The 12,908-nt window shown below is 33.9% G+C and carries 6 protein-coding genes; 1 reads left to right on the forward strand and 5 read right to left on the reverse strand.

Features of this window, described 5'->3' with window-relative positions:
* Window positions 1-92: 92 nt before the first annotated feature.
* Window positions 93-2,990, reverse strand: coding sequence for a collagenase ColA (gene colA, locus EUC40_RS23105; RefSeq protein WP_156576707.1), 2,898 nt, complete (start codon window positions 2,988-2,990; stop codon window positions 93-95).
* Between the two features lie 268 nt (window positions 2,991-3,258).
* Here colA and opuD point away from each other — a divergent pair, with 268 nt between their 5' ends.
* Window positions 3,259-4,809, forward strand: a complete 1,551-nt coding sequence (gene opuD, locus EUC40_RS23110; RefSeq protein WP_156576708.1) for a glycine betaine transporter OpuD — start codon at window positions 3,259-3,261, stop codon at window positions 4,807-4,809.
* Window positions 4,810-4,938: 129 nt separating this feature from the next.
* Here opuD and EUC40_RS23115 read toward each other — a convergent pair whose 3' ends face one another.
* From EUC40_RS23115 to EUC40_RS23130, 4 genes are all read right to left on the reverse strand, one after another.
* Entirely contained in the window at window positions 4,939-5,805 is an 867-nt protein-coding gene (locus EUC40_RS23115; RefSeq protein WP_156576709.1) for a GNAT family N-acetyltransferase, read from the reverse strand.
* A 143-nt stretch (window positions 5,806-5,948) separates the two neighbouring features.
* A complete protein-coding gene (locus EUC40_RS23120) occupies window positions 5,949-9,179 on the reverse strand; it encodes a leucine-rich repeat protein (RefSeq protein WP_156576710.1) in 3,231 nt (1,076 codons plus the stop codon).
* Between the two features lie 150 nt (window positions 9,180-9,329).
* Window positions 9,330-10,505: a sporulation protein YhbH gene (yhbH, locus tag EUC40_RS23125; protein WP_071710153.1), complete on the reverse strand. Its 1,176-nt coding sequence runs from the start codon at window positions 10,503-10,505 to the stop codon at window positions 9,330-9,332.
* A 451-nt stretch (window positions 10,506-10,956) separates the two neighbouring features.
* Window positions 10,957-12,852 carry a PrkA family serine protein kinase gene (locus tag EUC40_RS23130; protein ID WP_000353282.1) on the reverse strand — a complete coding sequence of 632 codons (1,896 nt, stop codon included), beginning with the start codon at window positions 12,850-12,852 and terminating at the stop codon, window positions 10,957-10,959.
* Between the last annotated feature and the right edge of the window lie 56 nt (window positions 12,853-12,908).

Below are 12,908 nucleotides of genomic sequence, written 5' to 3' on the forward strand. Positions count from 1 at the left end.
GGCTCCTCCTAGTAAATAACCGATATATTATATATCTATATAATATACTATTTTCCACAAAAAGTAAAGTTAAACATACATTGGAAAAGCACTTATTTTACTGATAATTCGTACGTTCCATCGCCATTATCATATTTATATACATACAAATAATACTTACCTGGTTTTGCATTAAATTCTGCCTCTATATGATTTCCATGAGCTTGACCGTAAGCAGCATAATTTTGCATATCTGCTTCATGGTGAAGCACCCATGTCATCCCGATTCCATACTCATTTAAAACGGAAATATCGATATCTTTCGCTGATGCTACATTAAATGTATAAACATCAGTGTGATCTCCGCCGATAAGGCTACCTTTTATAGTAGTGTTTAGCCCAATACGATTTGCTTCCTCTGGATGATTATTTGGTTCTGATTCTGTTAAACTTCCATCTTTAACCGTAACCGTTGTTTCGCTTCTGCTCTCTTTTCCTTTATCATCTTTTACTCTTAAAGCTACTGTATATGAACCTTCTCTTTCATATACATGTACTGGATTTACCTCTGCACTTGTGCTTCCATCTCCAAAGTCCCATAAATAAGAAACGATTTTTCCATCTTCATCTTTTGAGCCATCACTTTTAAATTGAATACCTTCTTTTACAAGTCCATTATAAGGGCCGTTTATATTAATCGTTGGAGCTTTATTTTCTCCGTCATCTTTTTCGATACCGTGGAAGACTACATCATATTCAAATTGATTTGAGCTATTTACACGGTAATTGACGAAGTATGCTGTAACAGTTTTGTAGCCACTCCATTCTTTTTGCGCCAATTGTTCTAAAGCTTCATTTACTTTCTTACTCATTGCGTTCCAATCTTCTGACTCACCTTTTGTTACACTACCTGTATACGTACCTTCTAATGTAAATGTATTAAAGAATTGGGAGCTATGTTTTGTCATTTTTGCATCTTTCATCGGCAACGTTTCACTAATTTCTTTCTCTACTGCTGTTAACGATTTTGGTGTATGTTCAGCTAAGTAATCATCTGCTACTTCCGGTACAATATACGCATCTTGATTATCAATTAGCTGCTGCATATATTCTTGATACTCTTTATTTAGTTTAGGATCTTTACTTAACTTTTCACGATATATATCATAATTTTTCACGTCATTCGCACGAATTAAATCTTGAATTTTATCAAACGTTTCAAATTGATGTGTATATAAGTAGGACTGCAACGCGAACGAGTAATTATAGAAATCCCAAGAACCATATTTAGCAAATAATGTGCGCTCTGCTGTATAACGGCTGGCAGGATCAGATGATAATCCACTAATGATGCTCTTTCTCGGTACTACATTATTTGTACGAGTAGATCCTGCAAAAAATTCTGCATTGCCTTCTTGGAACCAAGTTAATCTTTCATTTTGATACATATCTCCTCTTCCAAATAAACCTGGAACTTCATATCTCCCTTGTAGATAATGAGTAAACTCATGACGGAATAACTCTTCTAAACTATAAATACTTTGTTCTGGCGTGCGCTCATATGTAAAGAATGTTCCTGTTTCTTCAATATAAATTCCACCGTTGTTTGTTTCGTATCCATACAGTTGTCTATTTAACTGGTACTCCTCTGGACTGTTATAAATTACTATCGTTAATACATCATCTGCATTGCCTGGCTCTAACGCTTTGTCATTCCCAATCACACGATGATACTGCGCTTTTACTTCCTTTGCAGCCCAGTATAGTCTCTTAATTTTTTCTTCCGATACTTTATCTCCTGCTTTAAATACGATAGATCCATCGTCGAATGTGTACGTTTTTGGTAAGTACTGTTCTTTTCCTTCTTTACGTATTTTCTCTAAATCTACTGTATTCCCGCTATAATCTTTCCCATTATAATTTGTTGTAATTTGTTCTACTGCAACAAAATACGGCTCACTTAAACGCGGGTACATATGCATTGCTTGTGTAACAACCTCTAAACCTTTATTTGGATTACTATGAAACTTTCCTAAACGACTAGCAAAATAAATTCCATTATTAACGAGCCACTTATTTTCTGGTGTTACTTCATTTAAAAGTGCAATACGATTTATTTCATTAATAAACCCATCTACTTTTCCATACCACATCGTTTCATTCGCTTCTTTACGAGCCTCAATTAAGTAAGACTGTATATCATAGTCAATCCCTTGCATAATATCGTATACAGCTTGTCCTTTCATACGATCGTCTACATACGTATGAAGATTATCATTATATTGTTTTAAAATATTAGCTGCGTATTGAACCGTTTCAACATCACTTGAAGCATTACTAATTAATTTTCCATATGCAGATACGACTGTATCTTGTTCATCTGTACCAAGTTTAAAGTTTGGATTTTTTGCAATTGCTTTTAAAGCAGGTAAACATTTGTCCTGGAAGCTTCTTTCATTTAATTCACTTAATTCGTTATTATAAAAGGCCAGATAAAAAGCTGAACGTAACACTTCCGTAAACGTTTGAATTCCTTTTGAATCGTCTTTCGTAAATGTACTACCTCGATGAGCTAATTCATCTATAACTACTTGCATTTTCCCTTTGTCTTTATAAAAGGCCTTTGCTTCCTCATTGAACTGGAATAAGTCTGTAATTTGATTCCACTTAATACTGCCTAACGTTTCAACTAATTCTTGATTATTCATTTTGTTTAAATCCGCCATTGAATAGCTTTCTTTAACTTGCTTTACTTCTGAGCTCTTCATAATAGATGCTGGTCGCTGCGAAAAGTCTCCTACTTTTAACCGTTCTTGAAACGATAATGTTTCCTCTACTTTAGAAACATGTCCAATCTCATCTACTGGTTTTTCAATTCCAACTGGTTTCGAATGTAATACATTATATGGCACCTTTTCTTCTGCTAATACATGAGTTTGAATTGCCCCCAGTGATAGAGCCATTGTACTAATGCTAAGCATAACTTTATTGATTTTTGATTTCTTGTTCATATCCTTGCCCCCTATTCAAATATTCCATTCACGAATTTAACATAAAATCTAGATACAACAATATAAAATGCAATATTTCATATTATTTCTTCTTATATTTTGTACATACTGTGAACACCCTTACCTTTATCTAAACTCCAATGATTATGAATCTATAGCGATTAAATTGTCCTTTTACATACGATAAAAATCGAATTTTTTGACAATTAAACCTTTAATTGTTATGGTTAATATAATTGTTAACTTTATTAAACAAGGGTGGGATTCTATGATAAAAAAAGAAAACAGTGTATTTTACATCTCTATCTTGCTAACAACATTATTCATCATATGGGGAATTACCCCGGCAAGTTGGATACAAGGCTATGATTTACAAAGCGTTACATCTTCTTTAAACTCGTTTATCCTCAGCAAATTTGGGTGGTTTTACTCTCTACTTATGACCACAATGATTATTTTAGCCACTTATTTAGCATTTTCTAAATACGGTTCTATTCGTCTTGGTAAAGATGGCGAAAAGCCAAAGTATAGTTATCCATCTTGGCTATCCATGTTGTTTGGTGCAGGAATGGGAATTGGACTCCTCTTTTACGGAATCACTGAACCGATTTCACATTTTACAGATCCATTAACAGGAAAAGCAGGCACAGAAGAAAGCGCCAAACTCGCTATGCAATATTCATTTTTCCACTGGGGCCTCTTTCCATGGTCACTATACGCAATGGTTGCTTTAACAATTGCATATTTCACATTTCGCAAACAAAAAGGTAGCACAATTGGTGCTACAGTTACTCCCTTATTTAATCGATCGAAAAATTCTCCTATCGGAAAAACAGTCGATATTTTAGCTGTTTTAGCCACAGTATTCGGTATTGTGCCATCTGTTGGGATTGGTGCTCAACAAATTGCCGGAGGATTAAGCTATTTATTCCCTTCTATTCATAACACTTTACTTACACAGCTCATACTGATCGCTATCTTCGCTGTTTTATATTTAATAAGTGCACAAACTGGCTTAGATCGTGGGATTAAATATTTGAGTAACTTAAATTTCTCTCTTGCAGGTATTTTACTCGTCTCCTTTTTACTTTTAGGACCAACTGTATTTATTATGAAATATTTCACATCTACACTTGGTTCTTATATTGGAGCTTTACCTAGTATGGGATTAAATTTAGGAGCATTTAATGAAAAATCTTCTTCTTGGATAGAAAATTGGACTATTTTCTATTGGGGATGGTGGATCTCTTGGTCTCCATTCGTCGGTACATTCATCGCCCGTATTTCTAAAGGGCGCACAATAAAAGAATTTATTTTTGGAGTTGTATTAGTCCCAACTCTTATCTGTACATTTTGGTTTGCAGTATTTGGCGGCACCGCTATCCATATGGAAATGTTCCAATCGCTTGGCATAGCTGATGAAATTGCAAAAAATGGTACAGAGATTGGATTATTTGCTGTTATTTCACACCTACCCTTCTCTTCATTTTTAACAATTATCGGATTAATTTTAGTAGCCACATTTTTCGTTACTTCTGCCGACTCGGCAACATTTGTTGTTTCTATGCAAACGAGTAACGGAAGCTTATCACCCAAAAATAGTTTAAAACTTATATGGGGATTAACAATCGCGATAATTGCAGCTATTTTATTGCAAGCTGGAGGATTAAATGCACTACAAATTGCAGCTATAATCGCAGCACTACCGTTTTCTATCGTAGTCGTTCTTATGGTTATTTCACTCTTTAAAGAACTGCGAAAAGAAGATGTTCATTCGCAAACGAAAGAAGTATCTCAAAAAATTAAAAAAGTTATGTAACGATTAGCACCTCTTGTAAATAAAATATTTTGTCCTCAAATTAGTCCTGAATCCATTATTAGTGAGGGCGACAAAGTAAATTAAATAAAACCCATTCGTATGAAATATAATTTTCATACGAATGGGTTTTTACTCTATTATATAGTGTTGTAAGCATGCCTTCTCCTCAAAACCTACTTTCTTGTACAATTTCATAGCCCCTTCATTATTCGTATTCAAACATAGTTCTATTCCCCTCATCCCTTGAAAAGAAAAAATATGCTGAATTGCAGCTCGTAATAAACACTCACCAATACCTTTCCCTCTACTCTCTTCAGCAGTTGCAATAAATTCGATATTCGCTTCTTGAAACTCCGGATTTACTTCAACGTATACGTAACCTTCTAGCCTATCATTCTCCACACTTACAAATAATTTATTCGTATCACTTAAACGTTCAATAATTTCATTTCCTTCGTAATATGTATTAGGAAAAACATTATTGTGTAAAGAGATAAACTGCTCAAATACTTGTGGTAAAGCTTCTTCTACATTATATATAATACGTTGTCCCACAATATTATTACTTAAACTGAAAATACTATGTCGATCTTGTTCTTTAGCATTTACACTCTTCATCAAGTTGGCACAATTATTATTTTCCATATGATAAAAACCATAAAATTTCTCAATACGAAACGGTACCTTTTCTATAAGTTCCTTCCACATAAGTAAAGCAATCTCTTCCCAATTCTCTGCTTTAATAAACGGTCCCCATATTTCCGCACATTTCTTTACTTCATCCACATCAAATCCCAATACACCAATTATTTTATTGTCCTCATAAGTAACAACAAAAGATCTTTCCCATCCTATATCAGAAAAATCATGAAGAATTGTATGTAACAACTCCTCTTTCTCATCTCCACAATAACCAACATGATGAGTAGCATCTTTATTCATACTTGCTATAAATGATGCAATCTTTTCACTCTTTAAAGTAGAACTAATATACATACCCTCTCCTCCTTCTCTAATATATTTACACTTTTTCCATTCATATCCTTCCAACATAAAAAAGACGTTATCATAAGCACATTTCAAAATGAAATCGCTATGATAATGCCTTTTAAAAACAATATAATAAGATAAAGCGTTATTTATTTTTTAAATATATTTTTTCTAAACACAAACATACTCAGTGCAGATAAAACTAATGCTAAGCCACCAAATAGAGATACATTACTTTCTTGGCCACCTGTTGCTGCTAAAGATTTTTCACTTTCTTCTTTCTTCTTGCTAACTTGTTTATCTGACACATTTTCTTTCGCTGCTTGCTTCACTACTTCCCGTGCTTGTACCGCTTCATTCTTCTGAGTAGCTGTTCCTAATTCATTTGAGTCCTCTGTTTGTTTCTTAACGTTTTCTTCTGGCTTATTTATATTTTCACCCTCTGTTACAGGTTCACTTGGCTCTTCTTTTGGCTTTTCTAATTCTGCCTCTGCTTTACTTCCTTCTTCTTTCGGCTTCTCTACTTCCGCCTCTGGTTTATTCGCTTCTTCTTTTGGCTTTTCTACTTCCGCCTCTGGTTTATTCGCTTCTTCTTTTGGCTTCTCTACTTCCGCCTCTGGCTTACTTGGCTCTTCCTTCGGCTTTTCTACTTCCACCTCTGGTTTACTTGGCTCTTCCTTCGGCTTTTCTACTTCCGCCTCTGGTTTACTTGGCTCTTCTTCTGGCTTCTCTACTTCTGCCTCTGGTTTACTTGGCTCTTCCTTCGGCTTTTCTACTTCTTCCTCTACTTGGTCTAATTTCTCTACAATATTTTGTACAACTTCACCGCTAAACCATATACGAAGTCCAAATTGATCATTTCCATCAAAAGCAAAATCGTATTTCTTCTCACCTGGTGTTGTCCATACGATAGTGCCATCATCTTCATTTAAGATTCCGCCTTCACTTTTCAGTTTAATACCTTCAAGTGGTTCACCTTCTACATCATGAACTGGAATTTTCACTACTTGGTTCACTTGTGCATCTTCTAATTTAATTTTCTGCCGTCTAATATCAATTGTCGCCCACTGAGATAGTTGGATAATCGGTCTTACATCTTGAATTTCATTTCCAGGAAGCTTTAAACTAATTAATTCTAACATTGAAGAAAAAACAGAAATATCCTTAATTTTATTATCCGATAAATCTAACCACTGTAAATTCGCTAATTTGCTTAATGGAGCTACATCTACTACTTTATTTCCCACAATTTCAAGTGAGTTTAACTTATTTATCTTACTGATTTCCTCTAAACCACTAATATTATTATGATTTACTACTAATTTGTCTAATTCATTTAATTGAGAAATTCCTTCAAAATCCGCATTATCAATTTTATTATTGGATATATTCAACATCTTTAAAGTGTTTATTTTGAATAATTCTTTTGCATTTTTAACACTGTTATTGCTTATATTTAATTTTTCAAGTTGTGTTAATGAACTTATTGGCTTCATATCTTCAATTTCATTATTGGATAAATCTACTATTTTCAAGTTTCTCAAACTCGAGATAAAATTCGCATTTTTTAATCCAAAATTCTGTATCGTAAGCTCCTCCAGGTTTGTCATAAACTCTAGTCCACCAACATCTGTTATTCCTTGCTTCTCTCCATCAGCCATTTTAAATTTCTTAATTGTTAATAAATCTTCCTTTGTAATAGGCATATCTAAATTTTTTCTCTCAAAATTATGTTTGTTCATATATCGTTTTAAGTTTTTATCTTTGATTACATTGTCACTTTCTTCACGTTGTTCAACAATTTTTTGAACTACCATTCCATGGAATCTTATTTTGCTTTCAGCAGGAGCGACTTCTAACTTAAATTCATACATTTTTTCCCCTAAGCTATTCCACTTTATCAATCCATTTGCAATACTTCCACTCTCACTCTTCCATTGAATTGTTTGAATAGGATCGCCTTTTAAATCGTATACAGGAATTTCAATATTATTATTTACATAGCCTTCATCTAAAAAGACTTTTTGTCTTTGGACATCTATGCTAATTTTTTTACCCAATTCTTGTATAGGTCTTATATCACGAATCTCATTTGTTGCAAGCTTTAATTCATATAAATTCTTCAAGTTGCTCAACGATGTTATGTCGGAAATATAATTTTCTTCTAAGTTTAATGCTTGTAAACTAGTTGATTTAGATAATGACGCAATATCTTGTATTTCATTATTTTTAAGATTAAGTTCCGCCAAACTATCCAGTTTACTAATCGGTTCAATATTTTCAATTCCATTATTTTCAGCAGCTAAAGTGCTTAATTTATTTAATTGCTCAATACCTGTAAAATCACTAACCTGATTAGAACTAATATATAATTCCCTTAAATTTGATAATGTATACAGTGGCTTAATATCTTTGATTTTATTACTTGTTAAATCGATTGTTCGGATTTTTTTCAGCTGATTTAACGGCGTTACATCAACAATTTTATTATTTTGTAAACGAAGTGTATCTAACCTCTCTAGGTTTGCAATCGGTTCAATATTTTCAATTTTATTACCGGAAAGATTAACTTGTTTTAATTTCTTCAACTGTGAAATTGCCCCTATATTTCTCACTTCTGATTCTTCTAGCGTTAACTTCTCTAGATTTTCCATGTGCTCTAAACCTTTTAAACTACTAATCCCTTGGCCAGAGTATATGATTAATTCTTTTATTTCAGCTAAATCTTCTTTTTTTATAGGTTCGTTTACATCTTTTCTGTTTAATGCATACTTATTAATAGCCTGTTGTAATTTTTTATCTACTATTACATTTTGTGTTCCATCATTTTGTTGTTCTTGTTCATCATCATCATCATCATGATCCTCTATATCATCATCTTCTACATATGTTTTTAAGTTCACATCAAAATCTACTTGGAAATTCTTATCGTATCCTAAAGTTGGAATTAAAATATGCATTTGCATACCGTATCTCTTTCCTAATTCCTTCACCTCAAACTGTATAACTTTCGTCCCATGCTTTCTTTTATCCTCTGATAATACTTTCACATCTTTGTATACACCCGGATTGTTCACATCTTCAACCTTAAGGTATTCAAAAAAATCACTATCTTTTAATGTCGCCGTGATAATCCTTTTTCCATTTTCAATCGTTAATTTAGGATTTTTTATATAAACTGTTGCATATGATTCTTCATCTGAATTTTGTTTGTATGCTTTAATCACAGCATCAAAAGCATATTTACTTACATTCTGTCCAGCCTTACTTTCTGCGGCTACAGTGGACGCCAATGCCGGCGTAGAATATGTAGCAAACGGCAACGACAACGTCGCCGCTATTAACATTGCATTTATATGTTTTCTTTTATTGTTCTTCAACCTTACATCTCCTCCGAAATATATAATTCAAAATGTAATCATTTCTCGAGTAAATGATAATGATTTTCATTTTCAATGTCAACTAACAATATAAATATTTTACAAAAACTTCGCAAAAATTTCACAAAAAAATAACCCCTTAAAAAGGGGTTATGCCATTCTCTCTCCTGATTCTTCTCTAAAAAAACTTTTCATCGCATGGAATACGTCTGCTTTTTGCTTTAATATATAGTACCTAAAGTTTTCATCTTTAATATTTTTATAGGCTGACATAAGTGTGCTGTGACGATTATACTGGTTCACTTCACCGTAGCCAAACATATTACACTTCTTCATTAATTCTTCCACGAGCTTTACGCATCTAGCATTATCTGATGTTAAATTATCACCGTCTGAAAAATGGAATGGATAAATATTATAGCGGTCTGGTGAGTATTTATTATCGATAAGCTCTAATGCTTTTTTGTATACAGAAGAACATATTGTTCCTCCACTTTCTCCTTTTGAGAAAAACTCTTCTTCTGTGACTACTTTCGCTTCTGTATGATGAGCGATAAATTCGATATCAACTGTTTCATACTTTGTGCGTAAAAATCTAGTCATCCAGAAAAAGAAACTGCGTGCCATATATTTCTCCCATATTCCCATCGATCCACTCGTATCCATCATTGCTAATACAACAGCTTTGGAATCTGGCTTCAATACTTCATTCCAAGTACGGAACTTTAGGTCTTCTTGATGAATTGGATGAAAAGATGCTTTCCCACGCATTGCATTTCGTTTATATGCAGATATCATCGTTCGTTTCTTATCAATATTTCCCCATAATCCTGTTTTTCTAATATCATTAAATTCAACTTGCTCAATCCGATTTTCATCCAGTTCTTTTCTCTTCAAATTAGGTAATTCCAATTCCTTGAAAAACGCTTGCTCTAATTCTAAAATAGAGACTTCAGCCTCATAGTAATCTTCTCCAGCCGCATCTCCCGCACCTTGACCTTTTCCTGGTCCTTTTTGCTTTTGACCACCTGATCCATCTCTCGCAACGACATCTCCAACTTTGCTATCACCGTTTCCTTGCCCAACATGTTTATTTTTATCGTAATTGTATCTAATCTTATATTCATCTAAAGAACGAATTGGTATTTTTACAACATCCTTGCCATTAGACATCACTATACTTTCTTCTGTTACAAGGTCTGGTAAATTATTTTTAATTGCCTCTTGCACTTTTTCTTGATGGCGTTGTTGGTCGTCATATCCTTTGCGATGGAGGGACCAGTTTTCCTGTGAAATCGTATAATTTGGTTGATTTTCTTCGCCCATTCCTTTCCCTCCTTACTGTAATTGTCTTTCTCTATGAACAGCAATTTATACATTTTGTTCTGTAATGTGCGAGCTAGAATATTGGAAATATAACTGTCCATCGAAAATCATCCCATAAACATATATAACGTTTTTCATACAATACTCCGAGCACCTTAAACAAAATTTTGCCACTCACATAATAGAAATGACATTTAACCGTCGATAAGAAAGAAACACAATGCATTGTTGCACACATTTTCACTTTGCAACATATTGTATTGTGTTGGCTTTTTTCGTATGAATGGTTGGTTACTCTATCATATGCATATTGTAAAAATAATTGACAATAAATTCATAAAATTGCATCTTAATTTATTATATTCGGACAAGGTATGACACTTTATACACATATGAACGGATAATAAAACGCTGTCCCGCAAAATACAAGAGACAGCGTTTTGTTATCAAACTATCGATTTAGCAGGCTACCTACATAGCGTAATAATTCATTTGCTGAAGAAGAATTATAGCCGTGCTCATCAATTAAACGTGCAACAACATCATTAATCTTCTTAAGCTGATTTTCGTCTGGTGTTTTCGTTGATGTTGTAATTTTCACTATATCTTTTAAATCAGCAAATAGTTTTTTCTGAATCGCTTCACGAAGACGTTCGTGCGAATTATAATCGAAACGCTTTCCTTTACGTGCATAAGCAGAAATGCGAATTAAAATTTCCTCACGGAATGCTTTTTTAGCATTTTCTGAAATTCCAATTTGCTCTTCAATTGAGCGCATTAATTTTTCATCTGGGCTCATTTCTTCACCTGTTAACGGATCACGTAATTTCGACTTATTGCAGTACGCCTCAACGTTATCTAAGTAATTATCCATAAGTGTCTTCGCTGATTCTTCGTATGAATACACAAACGCTTTTTGTACCTCTTTCTTCGCAATTTCATCGTATTCTTTTCTCGCTAATGAAATGAAATTCATATAGCGCTCTCGATCTTCATTGCTAATGGATGGATGCTGATCTAATCCATCTTTTAAAGATCTCAGTACATCTAGTGCGTTAATAGATGGTACCTCTTTTCGAATAATTGTAGAAGAAATTCGGTTAATGACATAGCGAGGATCAATCCCTCTCATACCTTCATCTTGATATTCGCGTTGCAGCTCCTCTACATCAATTGCATTATAACCTTCTACCGTTTCTCCATCATATAAACGCATTTTTTTAATTAAATCAATGTCTGGACGCTTCGGATCTTTTAATCGAGTTAAAATGGTGAACATTGCTGCAACACGAAGTGTATGTGGTGCAATATGCACGTTTGATACGTCACTTTCACGAATCATTTTTTCATAAATATGTTCTTCTTCACTTACTCGTAAATTATATGGAACCGGCATTACAATAATCCGCGAATGTAATGCTTCATTTTTCTTATTTGCTATGAAAGAACGATACTCTGTTTCATTCGTATGCGCTACGATTAATTCATCTGCTGAAATAAGCGCAAACCTACCCGCTTTGAAGTTTCCTTCTTGCGTAAGTGATAATAAATGCCATAAAAATTTCTCATCACATTTTAACATCTCTTGGAATTCCATCATCCCACGGTTTGCCTTATTCAATTCTCCATCAAAGCGATACGCACGAGGGTCTGATTCTGAACCATATTCTGCAATTGTAGAGAAATCAAGACTTCCTGTTAAGTCAGCAATATCTTGTGACTTCGGATCTGAAGGACTAAATGTACCAATTCCTGTACGGCGATCTTCCGAGAAGAAAATACGCTCTACAACAACATCCTCAATTCTTGACCCATATTCTTGTTCTAAACGCATTACATTTAATGGTGATAGATTCCCTTCAATTCTTACTCCATACTCATCAAAGAAATCATCACGTAAATGATGCGGAATTAAATGCAGTGGATCTTCATGCATTGGGCAACCTTTAATCGCAAAAATTGCTCCGCGATCTGTACGTGAATATGTTTCCAATCCTCGTTTTAACATCGTAACTAAAGTTGATTTACCACCACTAACAGGACCCATTAATAATAATATACGTTTTCTAACATCTAATCGTTTGGCAGATGGATGAAAATATTCTTCCACAAGGCGTTCCAAAGCATCCTCTAATCCAAATAGCTGATTACTAAAGAAGTTATACTTTCTTCTACCATCTACTTCTTCAATGCCAGCATCTTTTATCATATTGTAAATGCGAGAGTGTGCTGTTTGAGCCACCCATGGTCTTTCTTTCACAAGCTCCAAATACTCCGCAAACGTACCTTCCCATTGTAAACGTTCTTCTGCTTCTCGATGTTGTTCAATTTTCTTTAGAATATCCATTATAGCTCCTCCCCCATCTCCTTGTTCAATCGGATTATTATAAAAGGTATGCTAGG

It is taken from the genome of Bacillus luti, assembly GCF_009739945.1.
GTDB lineage: Bacteria > Bacillota > Bacilli > Bacillales > Bacillaceae_G > Bacillus_A > Bacillus_A luti.